The organism is Paraoerskovia sediminicola, assembly GCF_030296575.1.
Taxonomy (GTDB): domain Bacteria; phylum Actinomycetota; class Actinomycetes; order Actinomycetales; family Cellulomonadaceae; genus Paraoerskovia; species Paraoerskovia sediminicola.
Genome location: NZ_AP027729.1, coordinates 791,876 through 811,811, shown reverse-complemented (window position 1 = coordinate 811,811; position 19,936 = coordinate 791,876). Strand labels below are relative to the sequence as shown.

Annotated in this window: 10 protein-coding genes and 5 pseudogenes; 12 read left to right on the top strand and 3 right to left on the bottom strand. The window is 74.0% G+C overall.

The genetic code is table 11. The features are described from left to right. Positions 1-18: 18 nt before the first annotated feature. The 10 genes and pseudogenes from nirB (QUE47_RS03810) (at position 19) to QUE47_RS03770 (ending at position 14,660) form a co-directional block, all read left to right on the top strand. Positions 19-2,651 (top strand): annotated as a pseudogene (gene nirB / locus QUE47_RS03810) (nitrite reductase large subunit NirB). Then, positions 2,648-3,058 (top strand): nitrite reductase small subunit NirD, encoded by a 411-nt coding sequence (gene nirD / locus QUE47_RS03805; RefSeq protein ID WP_286218632.1) that lies wholly within the window; start codon positions 2,648-2,650, stop codon positions 3,056-3,058. Before nirB (QUE47_RS03810) ends, nirD (QUE47_RS03805) begins: the two are co-directional and overlap by 4 nt. 160 nt (positions 3,059-3,218) lie before the next feature. Beyond that, complete coding sequence (locus QUE47_RS03800) at positions 3,219-4,682, top strand: MFS transporter (RefSeq protein ID WP_286218631.1); 1,464 nt, start codon at positions 3,219-3,221, stop codon at positions 4,680-4,682. Positions 4,683-4,800: 118 nt separating this feature from the next. Next, positions 4,801-7,157: pseudogene (locus QUE47_RS03795) on the top strand (molybdopterin oxidoreductase family protein). Next, complete coding sequence (locus QUE47_RS03790) at positions 7,154-8,353, top strand: NAD(P)/FAD-dependent oxidoreductase (protein WP_286218630.1); 1,200 nt, start codon at positions 7,154-7,156, stop codon at positions 8,351-8,353. The pseudogene QUE47_RS03795 and the gene QUE47_RS03790 overlap by 4 nt, the downstream one beginning before the upstream one ends. Before the next feature lie 10 nt (positions 8,354-8,363). Continuing rightward, positions 8,364-8,717, top strand: a pseudogene (locus tag QUE47_RS16540) (hypothetical protein); the annotation flags it as partial. A gap of 326 nt (positions 8,718-9,043) precedes the next feature. Further along, positions 9,044-11,661: pseudogene (gene nirB / locus QUE47_RS03785) on the top strand (nitrite reductase large subunit NirB). Next, complete coding sequence (gene nirD / locus QUE47_RS03780; protein ID WP_286218629.1) at positions 11,658-12,176, top strand: nitrite reductase small subunit NirD; 519 nt, start codon at positions 11,658-11,660, stop codon at positions 12,174-12,176. Before nirB (QUE47_RS03785) ends, nirD (QUE47_RS03780) begins: the two are co-directional and overlap by 4 nt. Positions 12,177-12,279: 103 nt before the next feature. Further along, positions 12,280-13,518, top strand: coding sequence for a uroporphyrinogen-III C-methyltransferase (gene cobA / locus QUE47_RS03775; RefSeq protein WP_286218628.1), 1,239 nt, complete (start codon positions 12,280-12,282; stop codon positions 13,516-13,518). Positions 13,519-13,564: 46 nt separating this feature from the next. After that, positions 13,565-14,660, top strand: a pseudogene (locus QUE47_RS03770) (uroporphyrinogen-III synthase). Positions 14,661-14,774: 114 nt separating this feature from the next. Here the strand turns inward: QUE47_RS03770 and QUE47_RS03765 are convergent. Together QUE47_RS03765 and QUE47_RS03760 are read right to left on the bottom strand one after the other, a co-directional pair. Next, on the bottom strand, positions 14,775-15,452 hold the full coding sequence (locus tag QUE47_RS03765; RefSeq protein ID WP_286218626.1) for a maleylpyruvate isomerase family mycothiol-dependent enzyme: 678 nt from the start codon (positions 15,450-15,452) through the stop codon (positions 14,775-14,777). Between the two features lie 2 nt (positions 15,453-15,454). Next, entirely contained in the window at positions 15,455-17,038 is a 1,584-nt protein-coding gene (locus QUE47_RS03760; RefSeq protein ID WP_286218625.1) for a M18 family aminopeptidase, read from the bottom strand. A gap of 270 nt (positions 17,039-17,308) precedes the next feature. Here QUE47_RS03760 and QUE47_RS03755 point away from each other — a divergent pair, with 270 nt between their 5' ends. Beyond that, on the top strand, positions 17,309-18,118 hold the full coding sequence (locus QUE47_RS03755; protein WP_286218624.1) for an alpha/beta fold hydrolase: 810 nt from the start codon (positions 17,309-17,311) through the stop codon (positions 18,116-18,118). 1 nt (position 18,119) lies between these two features. Here the strand turns inward: QUE47_RS03755 and QUE47_RS03750 are convergent, their stop codons facing one another. Beyond that, positions 18,120-19,388, bottom strand: coding sequence for a threonine/serine exporter family protein (locus QUE47_RS03750; protein ID WP_286218623.1), 1,269 nt, complete (start codon positions 19,386-19,388; stop codon positions 18,120-18,122). Between the two features lie 89 nt (positions 19,389-19,477). On the opposite strand from QUE47_RS03750, the gene QUE47_RS03745 reads away from it, so the two are divergent. Beyond that, positions 19,478-19,861, top strand: coding sequence for a VOC family protein (locus tag QUE47_RS03745; RefSeq protein WP_286218622.1), 384 nt, complete (start codon positions 19,478-19,480; stop codon positions 19,859-19,861). Positions 19,862-19,936 lie beyond the last annotated feature (75 nt).

Sequence of the window (19,936 nt, the reverse complement as noted above, 5' to 3'; positions counted from 1 at the left end):
CGCACTTAGCATAGAAATATGAGCAGAAGAAGCCCGCAGCACGTCCTGGTCGTCGGCGGCGGCATGGTCGCCCAACGATTCGTCGAGGCGCTCCTGGCGCGCGACGACGCCGGGGCGTGGCGCGTCACCGTCCTCGCCGAGGAGACACGACTGCCCTACGACCGGGTCCACCTCACGTCGTTCTTCACCGTCGACGACCCGGCCGAGCTCACGCTCGGCGACCCGGCGCTGTGGGACGACCCCCGCGTCGACCTGCGCCTCGGCACGAAGGTGCTCTCGATCGACCGCGACGCCCACGCCGTGCTCGACGCGACGGGCCGGGTCCACGCGTACGACCAGCTCGTCCTCGCGACCGGCTCCGACGCCGCGATGCCGCACATCCCCGGTCACGACCGACCAGGCGTGTTCGTCTACCGCACCGTGGAGGACGTCGAGAGTCTGCGCGACTGGGTCCGGGCGACGCAGGCCGCGAACCGGACCAGCGGCTTCGAGCGCCCTGTCCGCGGAGCCGTCATCGGGGAGGGCTCCTCGGGCTCGAGGCCGCCGGGGCGCTGCGGGCCCTCGGCGCGCAGGCCACGGTCGTCGAGTTCGGCACGCACCTCATGGGCGCCCAGATCGACCTCGGTGGCGGCGAGGCGCTCAAGCGCCGCATCAACGACCTCGGCATCGCCGTCCGCTGCAACTCCCAGACCACGCAGATGCGCCCACGGCGCGGTAGCCAGGACGTCGCCCGCCTCGACTTCGCCGACGGGGGCACGCTGCCGGTCGACGTGGTCGTCGTCGCGACGGGCATCACCGCGCGCGACGACCTGGTCCGATCGGCCGGGCTGGCGACCGGGGCCCGGGGCGGCGCGATCGTCGACGAGGGCTGCCGCACCCAGGACCCGGACGTCTGGGCCATCGGCGAGGTCGCCTGCATCGACGGCAAGGTCGTCGGCCTTGTCGCTCCGGGCTACGCGATGGCCGAGGTCGTCGTCGACCGCCTCCTCGGCGGCGACGCGACGGTCCCCGCGCCCGACACCGCGACCAAGCTCAAGCTCCAGGGCGTCGACGTCGCCAGCTTCGGCGACGCGTTCGGCCGCACCGAGGGCGCGGTCGAGATCGTCTGGGCCGACCCGATCGGCGGGACGTACAAGAAGCTCGTGATGTCGGACGACGCCCGCACCCTTCTCGGTGGCGTGTTCGTCGGTGACATCGCGCCCTACGCGTCGCTGCGGCCGATGCTCGGCCGCGAGCTGCCGGGCGACCCGGGCGCGTTCCTCCTGCCCGAAGGGACCGGCGCGCCCGCGCTCGAGCTTCCCGACGAGGCCACCGTCTGCTCGTGCAACAACGTCACGGCCGGCACGATCCGCTCGGCGGTCACCGAGCACGGCTGCACGGACGTCGAGTCCGTCAAGTCGCACACGACCGCGGGCACCGTCTGCGGCTCGTGCCTGCCCCTCGTGAAGAAGCTGACGAACACCGAGCTCGTCAGGGCCGGGGTCGAGGTGTCGAACGCGCTGTGCGAGCACTTCGACCTCTCGCGGGCCCAGCTCTTCGACGCCGTCCGCGTCGCCGAGCTGCACACCTTCAGCGCGATCATCGAGCGGTTCGGTCGGGTCCCCGAGGACGCGGCCGGCCCGGGGCGCGGCTGCGACATCTGCAGGCCGACGGTCGCCTCGATCCTCGCCTCCCAGGGCAACGGCCACGTCCTCGAGGGCGAGCAGGCCACGCTCCAGGACACGAACGACGCCCTCCTCGCGAACATCCAGAAGGACGGGACCTACTCCGTCGTCCCGCGCATCCCCGGCGGCGAGATCACCCCCGCCGGCCTCATCGCGATCGGTGAGGTCGCGCAGGACTTCGGCCTCTACACGAAGATCACCGGCGGGGCGCGCATCGACATGTTCGGTGCGCGCGCCGAACAGCTGCCCGAGATCTGGGGCCGCCTCGTCGCCCACGGGTTCGAGTCGGGCCACGCGTACGGCAAGTCGCTGCGGACCGTGAAGTCCTGCGTCGGGTCGACCTGGTGCCGGTACGGCGTCCAGGACTCGATGTCCATGGCGGTGCTCCTGGAGCTGCGGTACCGCGGCCTGCGCTCGCCGCACAAGCTGAAGATCGGTGTCTCGGGCTGCGCGCGCGAGTGCGCCGAGGCCCGCGGCAAGGACGTCGGGGTCATCGCCACGGAGAAGGGCTGGAACCTCTACGTCGGGGGCAACGGCGGGTTCACGCCGCGCCACGCCGACCTCCTCGCCGAGGACCTGTCGGACGACGACCTCCTCCGGGCCGTCGACCGGTTCCTCATGTACTACATCCGGTGCGCGGACCGACTGCAGCGCACCGCTGCCTGGGTCGCCGACCTCGAGGGCGGCATCGACGAGCTGCGTCGCGTCGTCCTGGAGGACTCGCTCGGGATCGGGGCAGACCTCGACGCCGCGATGGCACGGCACGTGGACGCCTACGAGGACGAGTGGAAGGCCGTGCTCGACGACCCGGAGAAGCTGCGCCGGTTCTCGTCGTTCGTCAACGCGCCCGCGATGCCGGACCCGGACCTCGCGTGGGCCGACCGCCGCGGGCAGATCCGCCCCGCCACCCCGGAGGACCACGCCTCCGGGACGACGCTCCTGCGCTCGCCGACCGCCGCCCGTACCGACCTGGAGACGATCCGATGACCACCGAGACCCCGTCGATCACGACGACCACCGACGACATCGGCCCGACCTGGGAACCCGTCTGCCGGTACGACGACCTGCGTCCCGAGTGCGGCGTGGCCGCGTACCTCGGGGGCGGGGAGTCTGCGGTGCAGGTCGCGGTCTTCCGGCTCGCGGACGGCGAGGTGCTCGCCGTCCAGCACCACGACCCCTACTCGGGCGCGAACGTCGTCGCCCGCGGGATCGTGGGCACGCGGGGCGGCGAGCCGACCGTCGCCGGACCGATCTACAAGCAGGTCTTCTCGCTGCGGACGGGCGAGTGCCTCGCCGCGTCGGGCCGGTCGCCCAGGCCGGGCGAGCCCACGGACCTGGCGACGTTCGACGTCCTCGTGCGGGACGGCGTCGTGCACCTCGCGCGGGCCCGCTGAGCCGCGCGGCCGCACGGTCCGCGCGGCGGACTTCTCTCACTCCCCGCGCCCGCGACTGTGCGAACTTCCTTACGGTCGATTAACGGCAGCCGCGCAGCGGCGAAACATCGCGTCCCTAGCGTCATGGGTACCTGACCACCCCTGATCGCAGGAGGACACGATGTCCGCTCCGACCACGCACGACGACGGTTCGAACGTCGCGCCAAGCACTGCCGGTGCGCTCGGGACCGTGCCCGACGGCGCGGCCGCACCGCTCGTCGGTGGGGACACCACCGCTCCCGTCGCGCCCACGCGCCGCCTCGGCGGCCGCTGGATCGACGACTGGGACCCGGAGGACGAGACGTTCTGGCACGACGGCGGCAAGAAGATCGCCAACCGCAACCTGTGGATCTCGATCTTCGCCGAGTTCCTCGGCTTCGCGGTCTGGGGCATGTGGTCGATCGTCGTCCCGCAGCTCGCGAGCGCCGGCTTCGCCTTCACGACCGACCAGCTCTTCTGGCTGATCGCGGCCCCGAGCCTCGTCGGTGCGACGCTGCGCATCCCGTACACGTTCGCGGTGCCGGTGTTCGGTGGCCGCAACTGGACGATCGTCTCGGCGCTCCTCCTGCTGATCCCGACGGCGGCGCTCGCGATCGTCGTGCAGAACCCGGACACGAGCTTCGGCGTCATGCTCGCCGTGGCGGCGCTCGCGGGCTTCGGCGGCGGCAACTTCGCGTCCTCGATGGCGAACATCTCGTTCTTCTACCCGGAGAGGGAGAAGGGCAAGGCGCTCGGCCTCAACGCGGCGGGCGGCAACATCGGCTCGGCGGCGGTCCAGTTCGCGGTCCCGATCGTCATCGCGGTCGGCGCCGGCGTGGCGCTGGAGCGCGCCGGCCTGATGATGATCCCGTTCATCCTGCTCGCCGCGTTCCTCGCGTGGCGCTTCATGGACAACCTCGGGACGGCGAAGGCCGACCCGCGCGCCTGGGGCGTCGCCGTCCGCGACAAGCACACCTGGATCATCTCGTTCCTCTACATCGGGACCTTCGGCTCGTTCATCGGCTACGCCGGCGCGTTCCCGCTGCTGCTGAAGAACGAGTTCCCGGAGATGGCGCTGTCGATCGCCTTCATGGGCGCGCTCGTCGGCTCCGTCACCCGCCCCCTCGGCGGGATCCTCGCCGACCGGCTCGGCGGGGCCCGCATCACGATCTGGTCGTACGCCGCGATGGGGATCGGCGCGGTCGGCGCGATCCAGGCGATCCGCACGGACAGCTTCTGGCTCTTCTTCGGGTCGTTCATGTTCCTGTTCGTCGCGACGGGCATCGGCAACGGCTCGGTCTACCGGATGATCCCCGCGGTCTTCCGGACGACCGCCGGCCGGCGCACGGCCGGCCAGGACGACGGCGCGGTCAGGGCGGCCCGCTCTGCCGCGGCGAAGGCGGCGGCCGGGTGCATCGGCATCGCCGGCTCGGTGGGCGCGTTCGGCGGGTTCCTGATCCCCCGCGGGTTCGCGGCCTCGAACACGCTGGGCGGTTCGATCATCCCGGCGCTGGTCGTCTTCATCGGCGTCTACGTGGTCATGGCCGTCGTCTGCTGGTCCGTGTACCTGCGCGGCAGCTCGGTCATGGGCGCAGCGAAGGTCTGACGTGACCGACCACCGGACGCCGACCGGCGCGCCCCTCGCGGGCGCGTCGGTCGGCGTGCTCCCCACCGCCGAGCTCCGCACCGCAGGGCTCCGCACCACACCGGAGGCAGGGACCACCATGAGCGCGCCGAGCACGACGAGCCAGCCCGCGACGACCGGGCCGGCCGTCAGGTCGCACTGCCCGTACTGCGCGCTGCAGTGCGGCATGGCGTTGACGCCCGTCCCGACGTCCCCCGACGGTGGGGGTGGGGTGCCGGACGCCGGCGCGCGACCTCGCCTGACCGTCGCCCCGCGTGAGTTCCCCACGAACCGCGGCGGGCTGTGCCAGAAGGGCTGGACGAGCGCGAGCGTGCTCACGACCGGCGACCGGCTGACGGTGCCCCTGGTCCGGGGCGCGGACGGCGAGCTCGCCCGCGCGACGTGGGACGAGGCGCTCGACGTCGTCGCCGGCGGCCTGGCCCGGATCGCCGCCGAGAGCGGCCCCGAGGCCCTCGCGATCTTCGGTGGCGGCGGCCTGACGAACGAGAAGGCGTACATGCTCGGCAAGTTCGCGCGCACGGTCCTGCGCACGCCGAACATCGACTACAACGGCCGCTTCTGCATGGCCAGCGCGGCCGCGGGCGGCAACCGGGCCTTCGGCGTCGACCGCGGGCTCCCTTTTCCGCTCGCGGACCTGGGCGGTGCCCAGGCCGTGCTGCTGCTCGGGAGCAACGTCGCCGAGACGATGCCGCCGTCCGTGCTGCACCTCGCCGGTGCGCGGTCCGCGGGCGGCCTCGTCGTCGTCGACCCGCGGCTGAGCGTCACCGCGCAGCTCACCGAGGACGGCGCGGGCCGGCACCTGGCCCCCGTCCCCGGGACCGACCTGGTGGTCCTGCTCGCGCTGCTCCACGTGATCATGGCCGAGGGGCTCGCGGACACCGACTACCTCGAGGAGCGGACGTCCGGCGCCGACGACGTCACCCGGTCGGTCGCGGCGTGGTGGCCCGAGCGCGCGGAGACCGTGTGCGGCGTCCCCGCGGACGACCTGCGGAGCACCGCTCGCCTCCTCGCCGCGGCCTCCCCGTCGCGCGGCGGGACGGGCGCCTACGTCCTGACGGGCCGCGGCGTCGAGCAGTCGTCGCAGGGGACGGCGACCGTCACCGCCGCGATCAACCTCGCCCTCGCCCTCGGTCTCCCGGGCCGGCGCGGCAGCGGCTACGGCGCGATCACCGGCCAGGGCAACGGCCAGGGCGGCCGCGAGCACGGCCAGAAGTCCGACCAGCTGCCCGGCTACCGGAAGATCGACGACCCGGCGACGCGCGAGCACGTGGCCGGCGTGTGGGGCGTCGACCCCGCGACGATCCCCGGTCCCGGCAAGCCCGCCGTCCAGCTCCTCGACTCCCTCGGCCGGGACGGCGGCCCGCGGGCCCTGATGGTCCACGGCTCCAACGTCGTCGTCTCGGCGCCCAACGCCGACCACGTCCGCGAGCGCATCGCCGCGCTCGACCTGCTCGTCGTGTGCGACGTGGTGCCGTCCGAGACCGCCCGGCTCGCGGACGTCGTCCTCCCCGTCACCCAGTGGGCGGAGGAGGAGGGCACCATGACCTCCCTCGAGGGGCGGGTGATCCGACGTCGTCAGGCGGTCGACGCACCCGGCGAGGTGCGCTCCGAGCTGTGGATCCTCGCGCAGCTGGCCGCCCGCCTCGGCTCGCCCGCGCACCTCATGGGGACCGACCCCGCGGCGGTCTTCGACGAGCTCGCCCGGGCCTCGGCCGGCGGGCCCGCCGACTACAGCGGCCTCAGCCACGAGGTGCTCGACGCCGACGAGGACGCCGCAGGTCCCGGGTACTTCTGGCCCGTCCCGGCGGCCGGTGCGGCCGCGCCGCCGGGCACGGCCCAGCACCCGGGGACCCCGCGCATGTTCCTCGACGGGTTCCCGACGCCGGACGGCCGGGCCCGGATGGTGGTGGTCGACCACGTCGGGCCGAGCGACGACGTCCGCGCCGACGCCCCGCTCTACCTGGTCACCGGCCGGGTGCTGCAGCACTACCAGTCCGGCGCGCAGACGCACCGCGTCGCCGAGCTCGAGAAGGCGGTCCCGGACCCGTTCGTCGAGATCCACCCCTCCTCGGGTTCCGGCTCGGCATCGAGGACGGCGGCCGGGCGCGGCTCGAGTCCGCGCGTGGCGTGATCCACGCGGCCGCGCGGTGGACCGACAAGATCCGGGCCGACACCGTCTTCATGCCGTTCCACTGGAGCGGGGAGGGCAGCGTCAACCGCATCACGACGGACGCGACCGACCCGATCTCCGGCATGCCCGAGTTCAAGGTCTGCGCGGTGTCGGTCACTGCGGCGCCTCCGGCGCCCCCGGCGCCCGCAGCCCCCGCCGGGAGCACGACCGGGAGCACGGTGCCCGGCCGCGCCGAAACCCCACCCGATCACAGGCAGCCCGGCGCGTCGTCGGGCCCCCGCCTCGACCAGGAGGTCACCGCATGAACGTCCGAACGCAGTCCCGTGTCCGGTCGCGCGTGATCGTCGTCGGCAACGGGATGGTCGGCTCCCGGTTCGTCGACGACCTGCTGCAGCGTGACGGCGACTCCTTCGAGATCACCGTCCTCGGGGCCGAGGAGTACGAGCCGTACAACCGGGTGCTGCTCAGCGACGTGGTCGCCGGCCGCGCCGACGTCGCCACGATCACGCTCCCCTCGCAGCAGGCGGCGCACACCGCGGTGCGTCGGGGTGCGGCCGTCGTCGGGATCGACCGCGACGCGCGCTGCGTGATGACGGACGACGGTTCGCTGCACCCGTACGACGCCCTCGTCCTCGCGACCGGGTCCGCCGCCCGCGTCCCCGACGTCCCCGGCCTCGCCCCGCTGCCGGGCGGTGTGCACGCGCTGCGCACGCTCGACGACGCACGCGAGATCGTCGCGGCGAGCATGAACGCCCGCAGCGCCGTGGTCGTCGGTGGTGGTGTGCTCGGGGTCGAGGCCGCGTTGGGGCTCGCGCGCCGCGGCGTCCCCGTGACGCTCGTCCACGGGGCAGACGCCCTCATGGAGCGCCAGCTCGACGACGGTGCGGGTGGCGTCCTCGCCGGCGAGCTCGCCGGTCTCGGCGTCACCTGTCGCACCGGTGCCCGGCCCAGCCAGGTCCTGGTCGGGGACGAGGACGGACGGGTCTCGGGCGTGCGTCTCGACGGTCGCACCAACGCTCCCGGCGAGATCGTCGACGCCGATCTCGTGGTCCTCGCGTGCGGCACGGTCCCGGAGACGCAGATCGCGGCCCAGGCGGGCCTCGCCGTCGAGCGCGGCGTGGTGGTCGGCCACGACCTGTCGACCGACGACCCGCAGATCTTCGCCATCGGGGACTGCGCGCAGCCCCCGGAGGGCTCCCAGGGGCTCGTCGCCGAGGGGTGGGACCAGTCCCGTCGCCTCGCCCAGCACCTCGTCTCGCTGGTGGTGCGGCAGGAGCCGACCGAGGCCCCCGAGGCGCGGACGCGATCGACGACGGGGCCGCCCAGGACGCGCCCGCCGCCGAGGCGCCGCGGGTCCACCTGCGCATCCCGGGCACCCAGGGCCGGCCGAGCATGGCGGCGCGCCTCGGTGCGCCGCTGGTCTCGCGCGCCCCCGGTGACGCGGGCATCTCCTCCCGCGGAACGGACGTCGTCAAGGTCAAGGGCGAGGTCCCGGTGGTGACGATGGGCGTGTGCGGGGCGCGGCGCACCCCGGACCCGGCCCACCGCTCCGTGACGCTGGCGGACCCGGCCGCGGGCCGGTACGTCGAGGTCGTCGTCGCCGACGGGCTGCTCGTCGGCGCGACGTGCGTCGGGGACGCGCGGGTCGGTGCCGACCTGACCGCGACCTACACGCGTCGCACCCCGGTCCCGGCCGACCCGGCGCACCTGCTCCTGACCTCGGTCATGCCGACCGCGGCGCCCGCCACGTCGCCCTCGACGATGCCCGACTCGGCGACCGTGTGCCGGTGCAACGGGGTGAGCAAGGGGAGATCTCGGACTGCTGGCACGCCGGTGCGCGCTCGGTCGACGACGTGGCCGCGGCGACCCGCGCGACGAGCGGCTGCGGCGGTTGCAAGGAGACGGTGTGCGGCGTGCTCGACTGGCTCTCCTCGATCGAGCCGGGCGAGCCGGACCAGCCGGGGAGCCCGGCGAGGACGCGAGCACGGTCGGCGCGGCGGCGGGCGCACCGGACCAGGGCGAGGGGCGCGCGGACTTCTCACCGTCGTCCGGCACCGCTGGTGAGAAAAGCCTTACGGAGCCGAAACTGGCGACGCACGGTGCCGAAACGCCGGGTTCGTAGCGTCGACGCCATGACCACAGCACCCGAGCTCCAGAGCTCCCCCAGCACCTGGTCGTCGTCGGCGGCGGCATGGTCGCCCAGCGCCTCGTCGAGGCCCTGCTCGAGCGGGACACCGCGGGGACCTGGAGCATCTCGGTCTTCGCCGAGGAGCCCCGGCTCCCGTACGACCGCGTCGCCCTCACGTCGTACTTCTCGGCGCGCGACCCCGAGGAGCTCGTGCTCGGCGACCCGGCGATGTGGGACGACCCCCGGGTCACGCTGCACCGCGACTGCAAGGTCGACACGATCGACCGCGACGCCAAGCAGGTCACCGACCGGCTGGGCCGGGTGTGGGACTACGACCAGCTCGCCGTCGCGACCGGCTCGTACGCGTTCATGCCGCCGATCCCCGGCCACGAGCTGCCCGGCGTGTTCGTGTACCGCACGGTCGACGACGTCGCGGCGCTGCGCGGCTGGGTCGAGGAGGTCCGGCGCAGCCGCGAGGGCGACGCGTTCGACCGCCCCGTCCGCGGCGCCGTCATCGGCGGTGGTCTGCTCGGCCTCGAGGCCGCGGGCGCCCTCAAGGCGCTCGGCGCCCAGGCGACGGTGATCCAGTTCGGCACGCACCTGATGGACGCGCAGATCGACCTCGGTGGCGGGCAGGCGCTCAAGCGCCTCATCAACGACATGGGCATCGCGGTCCGCTGCGACTCCGTGACCGACCGGATGCGCGCCGACCGGACGTCCGGCCGCGTCTCGCGGCTCGACTTCAAGGACGGCGGCAAGCTCCCCGTCGACATCGTCGTGGTGGCGACCGGTGTGCGCCCCCGCGACGAGCTCGCCCGCGAGACCGGCCTCGAGATCGGCGAGCGCGGCGGCGTGGTCGTCGACCTCGCGTGCAAGACGTCGGACGAGAACGTCTGGGCCGTCGGCGAGGTGGCATGCATCGAGGGCCGCTGCATCGGCCTGGTCGCGCCGGGCTACGCGATGGCCGAGGTCGTCGCCGACCGCCTTCTCGGTGGCGAGGCGACGTTCCCCGGCGCCGACACGGCGACCAAGCTCAAGCTCCAGGGCGTCGACGTCGCCAGCTTCGGCGACGCGTTCGCCCGCACGGAGGGGGCGATGGAGCTCGTCTACGCCGACCCCGTCGCCGGGGTCTACAAGAAGCTCGTCCTGTCGGACGACGCCCGCACCCTCCTGGGCGGCGTGTTCGTCGGTGACGCGACGCCGTTCGCGTCGCTGCGACCGATGGTGGGCAGCGAGCTGCCGGGCGACCCGGGAGCGTTCCTGCTCCCCGAGGGGTCGGGCGGGGAGCCCCGCAGCTCGACCTGCCGGACGACGCGGGCGTCTGCTCCTGCAACAACGTCTCCGCCGGCACGATCCGCGCCGCGGTCACCGAGCACGGCTGCACCGACCTGCCGGGCGTCAAGGCCTGCACCAAGGCCGGGACGAGCTGCGGCTCGTGCCTCCCGCTGGTCAAGAAGATCACGACGACCGAGCTCGAGAAGGCCGGCATCGAGGTCTCGACCGCGCTCTGCGAGCACTTCGACATGTCCCGCGCCCAGCTCTTCGACGCCGTCCGCGTCGCCGACCTGCACACGTTCAGCGAGATCATCGAGCGGTTCGGCCACGCCCCCGAGCCCGTCGAGGGCGCCGTCTCGTCGAGCCCCGCCGGCCCCGGGCGCGGCTGCGACATCTGCAAGCCGACCGTCGCGTCGATCCTCGCGTCGCTCGGCAACGGGCACATCCTCGAGGGCGAGCAGGCCACGCTCCAGGACACGAACGACCACGTCATGGCGAACATGCAGAAGGACGGCACCTACTCGGTCGTCCCGCGCATCGCCGGCGGCGAGATCACCCCGGACGGGCTGCTCGTCATCGGGCAGGTCGCGAAGGACTTCGGCCTCTACACGAAGATCACCGGCGGCCAGCGGATCGACATGTTCGGCGCCCGGATCGAGCAGCTGCCCGACATCTGGCGGCGCCTCGTCGAGCACGGCTTCGAGTCGGGGCACGCGTACGGCAAGTCCCTGCGCACGGTGAAGTCCTGCGTCGGGTCGACGTGGTGCCGCTACGGCGTCCAGGACTCGGTGGGCATGGCCGTCGAGCTCGAGCTGCGGTACCGCGGGCTGCGCTCACCCCACAAGATCAAGCTCGGTGTCTCCGGCTGCGCCCGCGAGTGCGCCGAGGCCCGCGGCAAGGACGTCGGCGTCATCGCGACCGACAAGGGCTGGAACATGTACGTCGGGGGCAACGGCGGGTTCACGCCGCGCCACGCCCAGCTGTTCGCCGAGGACCTGACCAGCGAGGAGCTGCTGCGGACCATCGACAGGTTCCTCATGTACTACATCCGCACCGCCGACCGCCTGCAGCGCACGGCGCCGTGGGTCGAGGACGTCGAGGGCGGCATCGAGGGCGTGCGCCAGGTGATCATGGAGGACTCGCTCGGCATCTGTGCCGACCTCGACGCCGCCATGGCGAAGCACGTCGACGCGTACGAGGACGAGTGGCGCGCCGTGCTCGAGGACCCGGTCAAGCTGCAGCGGTTCGGGTCGTTCGTGAACGCCCCCAAGACCGCCGACCCCGACCTCGCGTACGTCGCCGAGCGCGGCCAGATCCGACCCGCCAACGCCGACGAGAAGGCAGCCGGGGCGGACTCGCTCGGCGCGCCGCTCATCGCCGGTCCCACCCTGGAGGTGCGCCGATGAGCGCCGAGACGACAGCTCAGCACGCGACCCCCGGGAGCCGCACGAGCGGCATCACCGACGCCGCCGTGCGCGTGTGCCTCGCCCGGGACCTCCCGGTCGAGCGCGGTGCTGCTGCGCTGCTGGGCACGGTGCAGGTGGCGCTCTTCAGGCTCGCGGACGGGTCGGTCCACGCCGTGCAGCAGGTCGACCCGTTCAGCGGGGCGAACGTGATGTCCCGGGGCATCGTGGGCACCCGCTCGGGCGAGCCCACGGTCGCCGGCCCCATGTACAAGCAGGTGTACTCGCTGCACACCGGGGAGTGCCTTGAGCGCGCCGGGTACGAGCCGGTCGCCGGGCACGAGCCGCGGCTGCGCGTGCACCCGGTCGAGGTGCGCGACGGCGTCGTGCTCGTCGAGCCCGTGGCGCGACCCGCCGTGCTGCCGGACGTCGTGCTCGACCCGGCCGGGTCCGGCGGCGCCGCCGACGGTCCGGACGCTCCCGCGGTGGCGGACGACGCGGCGCAGGACGTGAAGTGACGACGCTCCTCGGCGTCGAGGTCGCCGGTCGCCCGGTGCTCGTCGCCGGGGAGGCCCGGTCGCCGCGCGGCGTGCAGCCGCGCTGGTCGACGACGGCGCCCTGGTGCGCGTCGTCGCACCGTGGGTGTGCGAGGACATGGTCGACCTGCTCGCGTCGGACGACGTCCGGTCGGTCGCCGGTGGACGCGTCACCTGGGCGCAGCGCGAGGTCCGCGCCGACGACCTCGACGGCGCGTGGCTCGTGCACGCGGCGACCGACGACTCCGCGACGAACGCCGATCTCGTCCGCTGGGCCGACGCACGGCGGCTGTTCTGCGTGAACGCGGGCGCCGCCGACCAGGGCAGCGCCCGGACCCCGGCGACGACCCGCAGCGGCGACGTTCTGGTGGGCGTCGTCACCGACGTGCGGGCCCACGACGCAGGCATCGACGGCCTCCCGGAGCCCTCCGGTCAAGGATCGGCGACCCGCGCCGCGCACGAGCCGGCGGCTGCGACCCGGCCCTCTGCAGGAACCCGGCGCACGCCGGACCCGCGGCGCACGGTCGCCGTGCGCGACGCGATCGCCGAGCTGCTGCGCTCCGGCGAGGCCGATCAGCGCCGCCACCGCCCCGGCCCCGGCCGCGTCGTGCTCGTCGGCGGCGGCCCCGGAGCGGTCGACCTGCTGACCGTGCGCGGGCGCCGCGAGCTCGCCGAGGCCGACGTGGTGGTCGCCGACCGCCTCGGGCCGACCGAGGTCCTGGACCAGCTCGCCGCCGGCGTCGAGGTCATCGACGTCGGCAAGGTGCCCGGCAACCACGCGGTGCCGCAGCACGAGATCAACGCGATCCTCGTCGAGCAGGCCCAGCGCGGACGCCGCGTCGTGCGTCTCAAGGGCGGCGACCCGTTCGTGTTCGGCCGCGGCGGCGAGGAGGTCGTCGCGTGCCGCGAGGCGGGGGTCCCCGTCGAGGTCGTGCCCGGCATCAGCAGCTCGCTCTCGGTCCCGGCGCTCGCGGGCATCCCCGTGACCCACCGCGGCACGGTCGCCTCGTTCCACGTCACGAGCGGCCACGAAGGGCTGGACGCGGCCTCGCTGGCCTGCGTGCGCGACCGGGCGGCTACCCTGGTGATCCTCATGGGGGTCTCGGTGCTCGGCACCATCGTCGGGCAGCTCGTCGCCTCGGGTGCCGCACCCGACACCCCCGTGGCGGTCGTCGAGAACGGCTCGACGCCGCAGCAGCGTGTCACGCGGTCCCGGCTGGACGCGGTGGTGCGCACGGCCGAGAACGTCGGCGTGCGCTCGCCGGCCGTGATCGTCATCGGTGACGTCGCTGCCGACGACCTGCTGGAGGGTGTGCGTGGCTGAGGATCGGACGGCCGCTCGACCCGTAGCACCCGCGCTCGGCCAGGTGATGGCCGGCTGCACCGTCCTCGTGACCGCCGACCGGCGCTCCGCAGAGCTGCGCTCGGCCCTGGAGCGCCGTGGCGCGGACACGGTGCACGCGCCCGCCCTGAGCATGGTGCCGCACGTCGACGACGTCGCGCTGATCGAGGGCACCAGGGCGCTCATCGAGGATCCGCCCGACGTCGTCGTGGTCACCACGGGCATCGGGTTCCGCGCGTGGGTCGAGGCCGCCGACGCCCACGGGCTCGCCGACCCGCTGCTCGAGGTGCTCGACGCCTCCCGGATCGTCGCCCGCGGACCCAAGGCGCGAGGCGCCATCCAGGCGGCCGGGCTGACCGCCGACTGGGTCGCGGAGTCCGAGACCTCCGGGGAGATCGCCGACGTCCTGCTCGGTGAGGGGGTGCGCGGGCTCAAGATCGCCGTCCAGCACCACGGCGCCGGGGCCGACGGGCTCGACGTCGTCTTCGCCGAGGGGGCGCCCAGGTCTCGAGCCTGGTCGTCTACCGCTGGGGCCCACCGCCGGACCCGGTCGCGCTCTCGACCTCGGTCGAGGCCGCCGCGACCGGTGAGATCGACGCCGTGGTCTTCACGTCCGCGCCCGGCGCCGAGGCATGGATGCGCGCGGTCGAGGAGCAAGGGCTGCTCCGGTCCGTCGTCGGACGCTTCCGCTCGGGCGCGATGGTCGCCGCGGCCGTCGGACCCATCACCGCCAAGCCGCTCGAGCACCGGGGCGTCACGACGCTCCAGCCCGAGCGCGGCCGGCTCGGGGCGCTCGTGCGCACGCTCGTGGCCCACTACGAGCACGCCGACACGGTCGCGCTCAGCACGGTGGCCGGGCGCCTGCAGATCCGCTCCCGCGTCGCCGTGCTGGACGGGCGCGTGCTCCCCTCTCACCGAGCGGGCTCGAGGTCCTGCGGGTCCTCGCGGCCGCCGAGGGCGACGTCGTGAGCCGCGACGACGTGCTCGAGGCCCTCCCGGGGGCGTCCAGCGACCCGCACGCCGCAGAGGTCGCGGTCGCGCGGCTGCGGGAGGCCGTCGGCGACCGCGCGCTCGTCAAGACCGTCGTCAAGCGCGGCTACCGGATCGCGCTCGCCGAGGACTAGAGGTTCGCGCTCGCCGAGGACCAGAGGTTCGCGCTCGCCGAGGACCAGCGGAACCGCGGCCGTGCAGGCAGGAGCCCAAAGGTGGCGTTCGCGCGTCAGGCCTCGCGGGTCGCCTCACCGCTGTTCGGGGTCGTCCCGGCCCGAGGGCGACGCCCGCACGAGGTGAGAGGCCCCGGGCCCCTCGAGGCGCTCCGGCGCGACCGGGCGGCCTGACACCGCGAGCAGGAGGTCGAGCGCGTCGGCCTCGACGGACAGGCCCGCGCCCGTGCCGTCGAACCACGTCGCCCCCGTCGTCCGGTCGACGAGCCGAAGGCCCGCGGCCCGTTCGCGCCCTCCGCCGAACGACACCGCTGTGCGCCGCTGGTACCCGAGCGCCTGGGCGACCGCGGCCTCGGGGTAGCGGCGGACGATGCCCAGCGGCCGTCGGACGTCCTCGCCGTGCACGATCGCCTCGACCAGGCGCGTCGCGAGGTTCGCCGGCGGCGTCCGGGTCAGGTCGGCGACCGATTGGAGCGCGGCGACGGTCTCGCGGGGATCCTCCCGCCGCTCCCGGGCGATCCCGGTCTCGTTCGCGCGGTCGAAGTCCAGTCGTGCTCGCAGCATCTCGCGGACGAAGGCCAGGCGACCGGTGCGAGCCGTGTCGACCAGGTGCGCGACGACGTCGTGGACGTCCCACCCCGGGCACAGGGACGGCGTGGCCCACTCGTCCTCGTCCAGACCTGCGAGGTCCGCCACGAGATGTCGTCGCTCCGCGTGGACGGTCTCCCAGAGCGCGGCCGAGGTGGCGCGCACGGTCAGCCGGCGAAGGCCGCGCGGACGGCCCGCGACAGGTACCAGGGGTCCTCGACCGCGCACATCTCGCGCGCGGAGTGCATCGACAGGATCGGCACGCCGACGTCGACCGTGCGGATCCCGAGCCGCGTCGCGGTGATCGGGCCGATCGTCGAGCCGCACGGCAGGGCGTTGTTCGAGACGAACTCCTGCGACGGCACGCCCGCCGTCGCGCACGCGGCCGCCCAGGCCGCCGCGCCGACCGCGTCCGTCGCGTAGCGCTGGTTGGCGTTGATCTTGAGGATCGGCCCCTGCCCCGCGAGGGGCTGGTTCGCCGGGTCGTGGCGCTCGGTGTAGTTGGGGTGGACCGAGTGCCCCACGTCGCTCGAGACGCAGAGCGAGGCGGCCAGCGCGCGGGCACGGTCCTCCGTGCTCGCGCCCAGCCCGGCGCTCACGCGGTTCAGCACGTCCTCCAGGAACGGTCCGGCGGCGCCGGAGCGGCTCGCGCTGCCGATCTCCTCGTGGTCGAACGCGGCGAGCACGGCGACCCGCGGGGCGCCCTCGCTGCCGGCCGCGACGTGCTCGGCATGCTCCAGCAGCGCGACGAGACCGGCGTGGACCGACAGGAGGTTGTCGAGCCGCCCGGAGGCGAAGAGCCCCTGGCCGGCGCCGAACGTCCGCGGCTCCTGGGTGTCGGCGACGGTGACGTCGTAGCCGAGCACGTCGGCCCCCGTGGCGCCGACGGTCGCGGCGAGCTCGGCGACGAGATCGGCCTCCGCCAGGTCGCCGAGACCCCAGACGGGCTGCGTGTGCTTCTGCTTGTCCAGGGTCAGGCCGTCGTTGACGCCCCGGTCCAGGTGGATCGCGAGCTGCGGCAGGCGCAGCAGCGGGCCGGTGCGGACCAGGTGCTCCTTGGTGCCTGTGCCTGTGCCGGTGCCGGCGTCTGCGGTGCGCTCGGTGCCCTGCTCGTCGTCGGTGGTGCGCACGACCACGCGGCCCGCGAGCTCCAGCTCACGGTCGAGCCACGAGTTCAGGAGCGGTCCGCCGTAGACCTCGACGCCCGCCTGCCACCAGCCTGCGCGCCCGGTCGTCGGCCGAGGCTTGAGCTTGAAGCCGGGGGAGTCCGTGTGCGCGCCGAGGATCGTGAACCCTGTCGTGGGCGTCGCACCCGGGGGCACGACCCACGCGACGACCGCGCCGTCGCGGACGACGACGTAGCGCCCGGGTGCGCCGACGTCCACGGGGTCCGGGACGGCGTCCGACCCCTCGGTGCGACCGGACCCGCCGGACGCGCCCTGCTCTGCGGGCCGGTTCGCCGGCCAGGCGTCGGCCTCGTCCAGCCGCACGAACCCTGCTGCCTCGGCGCGCCGGGCGACCTCCTGCGCCGCGTGGAACGACGACGGGGAGGCCTGGACGAACCGGGCGAGGTCGGCGACGTGCTCGTGCGCCCTGGCCGTCGCGTCCGCCGGGGCAGCCGTGGCCGGCGAGGTCCGGGTCTGCGAAGCGTGCGCGACGTCCGGGGGCTGCGGGTCGTGCGGGGACGCGGCGTGCGTGGTCTGCGTGGTCTGCGCGGTCTGCGAGGTCGGGGTGACAGGCGTGTCGGTCATGCGGTCGATCCTGCCACCCGGGCTCCCACCTCCGCCGAACCGGTGCTTCGGTCCTCTCGAACCGGTGGTTCGGCGCGGTCCCGAGGCCAGGATCGAACATGACCCCCGGTTCGGCCGGGCGGGGGTAGTTTCAGGACCATGACCGACGCCGCCGCTACCGGCCGACCACAGTCGTCACCCGACCTCCCACCTCAGTCGTCACCCGACCTCTCACCACAGTCGTCGCCCGAGCCGTCTCCACAGTCGTCGCCCGACCTGCCGACGAGCTGGGTGATCCTGCCCGGACTGGCCCTCGCGCCGTCCGACTACGACCAGCTCGTCGAGGTCCTGCGCCGGGACGGGATCGCCGACCAGGTCAGGGTGCTCGACGCCTGGAACGTGCCGATCACGGGCCCGGTCCACGCCATCCGCCGTGAGCTCGGTATCCGCGACGGCGAGCGGCTCGGGGTGATCGGCCACTCGGCCGGCGGTCTGACCGCGCTCGAGTGGACGCTGCGCCACCCCGACGAGGTGGCCGACCTCGTGATGCTCGACCCGACCACGCCGTTCGGCAAGAACTACCCGGTGCTCCACCCGGACGGGCACCTGGACCGGTTCGCGCGGTGGGCGATCCCCGAGGGGGCGCCCGACGTCGTCGGCGGCGCCGCGCGCCAGCTCGGCTTCCGCACCGTGGGCGGCGTCGCGGACACGATGTCGGACGACGAGGTGCGGGCCAGGTACGGCGACGTCGCCCAGTGGCCGGGGCTCTGGGGGCAGTTCACGCACAGCTGGGCGCACGAGCGTGCGGTCGGCGAGCTGTGGGCGCAGAGCCCCGACCGGCTCACGGGCCTCGTTCGACCGCCGCTGCACCTCGTCGCGATGCAGGCGCTCGCGGGCACGTCGTTCCTGCGGGACCAGCGGGACCTCGCGGTCCGGTCGGGCGCGGACGTGTGGGCGTTCCGCCGCCACGGGCACCTGTTCCCGCTGATCGAGCCGGACGTCGTCGCGCAGGCGGTGCGGGGCGAGCGGCCCGCCGGCGCCCACCGGCCCCGGTTCGCGCTCGAGGCCGGGCTGCCGCGGCGCATCGGCGTCACGGCCTGAGCTATCGCTCGAACGCCCACTCCTTGTCGGTGAGCATGCGCGCGAAGGCGAGGCCGATCGCGAGCGCCGCGATCACCAGGCCCGCCTCGACGCCGTAGGCGAGGGCCTCCGTCGTCTCCCCGTTGGAGAGGTGGAAGATCGCCCGGTAGGCGGCGGAGCCCGGGATCATGATGACGACGGCGGGCACGGACGTGGTGATCCGGGGGAAGTTCAGGCGTGGGGCGACGTACGCCGTGATCAGCCCCACCAGCAGCGCGGCGATCGCCGCGGCGGCCTGGACGGGCAGGTGGCCGTCGACGAGCGCGAGTCGGACGGCGTTCGCGACCGCCCCGATCCACCCTGCCGCGAGCGCCATGCGCCACGGGCTGTTGAACATCAGGGCGAAGCCGAGGGCGGCGACGAAGCTGGCGAGGATCCGCAGGCCCCAGAGCACGCCCGTGCTCAGGGGGAGCGGGTCGCTCGGGACCGGGTCGAGGCCCGCCACCCCGGAGACGGCCCACACCGCGAGCGCCGCCGACGTGAGGATCATCAACGCGTAGGTGAGGCGCGCGACGCCGGCGGAGAAGTCGAGCTTGGCCAGGTCGAGCGCCCCCGTGACCAGGGGGAACCCGGGGATGAGGAACAGGACGGCGGACGTGTAGCCGGCCTCGTGGCTCGCGGCGTCGGCGCCGAGCCCCTGGGCCGCCAGGAGGAACACGACGTACGTCAGGCACGCCAGGGTGGCGGCGTACATCGTGACGCCGAACTGGTTCCAGCCGCGGTGGATCAGCACGCGGCGCAGGGCCTGGCCGAACCCTGCGCCGAAGAACACGCCGACGACCTCGAGCCAGCCGCCGTTGTTGAGGAACGCGAAGCCGGCGCACGCCATCGCGGCCCACAGCGCGTTCAGCGCGACGGGGTACAGCGGGGGCTTGTTCTGGATGCGGTCGAGCTCGTGCGCGACCTCGTCGACGGTCGACGCGTGGCCGCGCTCCTCGAGGCGCTGGGCGAGGCGTTCGAGCTCGTTGAGCCGGTCGGTGTTCACGCCCACCGTGCGGACCTCGGTGACCTCGGTGCGGAAGCTCGGCCCCTGGTGGGAGGTCGCCGTGATCTCCGTGAGCGTCACGTGCGCCGTGTGCCGGTCGATGCCGACGGCGCGCGCGACCCGCGACATGGAGGCCTTGACCCGGTAGGAGCCCGTCCCGGCCGACAGGCTCAGGCGGCCGGCGCGCAGGGCGACGCCGGAGCGGCGGATCAGCTCGATCTCGTCGTCGTCGGGTTGTGTGGGCACGGGGACATTCTGACGGACGGGCCCGGTCGGGTCGCGGGGACGGCTGTGACGGCGAGCGAGCATCGACGCGCGGGACTACTTTCTCGCGCATGGGACTGCGACTGCGTGAGATCTGCCTGGACTGCCCCGACCCCGAGGCCTCGGCCGAGTTCTGGGCCGCGGCGCTCGGGTACCGGGTGACGGACCGTGACGAGGAGGGCGTCGAGCTCACCGGGGCGCCCGGGGTGCCGACGATCCTGCTGCTGCGGTCCGACGACGTGAAGAGCGCCAAGACCCCGATCCACCTCGACCTGTCGTCCGTCGGGACGACGCGGGACGAGGAGGTCGCCCGGCTCGAGTCGCTCGGCGCGCGCCGGGTCGACATCGGTCAGGGCGACGACGTGTCGTGGGTGGTGCTCGCGGACCCCGCCGGGCTCGAGTTCTGCGTCCTGTCCGGGGTGCACCCGCCGGAGCCGGAGCCGTTCGAGCTCTGACCCGCCCGGGTCTCGTTCCGGTGACGATCCTGGTGAGGCCCCCGTTCCGTTCGTGGCGCAGGTCACGTTCCGGGT

Coding starts and splice junctions, on each gene's coding strand:
- nirD (WP_286218632.1), top strand. CDS start 2,648: ATGACCACCGAGACCCCGTCGATCACGACGACCACCGACGACATCGGC.
- QUE47_RS03745 (WP_286218622.1), top strand. CDS start 19,478: ATGGGACTGCGACTGCGTGAGATCTGCCTGGACTGCCCCGACCCCGAG.
- nirD (WP_286218629.1), top strand. CDS start 11,658: ATGAGCGCCGAGACGACAGCTCAGCACGCGACCCCCGGGAGCCGCACG.
- QUE47_RS03790 (WP_286218630.1), top strand. CDS start 7,154: ATGAACGTCCGAACGCAGTCCCGTGTCCGGTCGCGCGTGATCGTCGTC.
- QUE47_RS03760 (WP_286218625.1), bottom strand. CDS start 17,038: ATGACCGACACGCCTGTCACCCCGACCTCGCAGACCGCGCAGACCACG.
- QUE47_RS03800 (WP_286218631.1), top strand. CDS start 3,219: ATGTCCGCTCCGACCACGCACGACGACGGTTCGAACGTCGCGCCAAGC.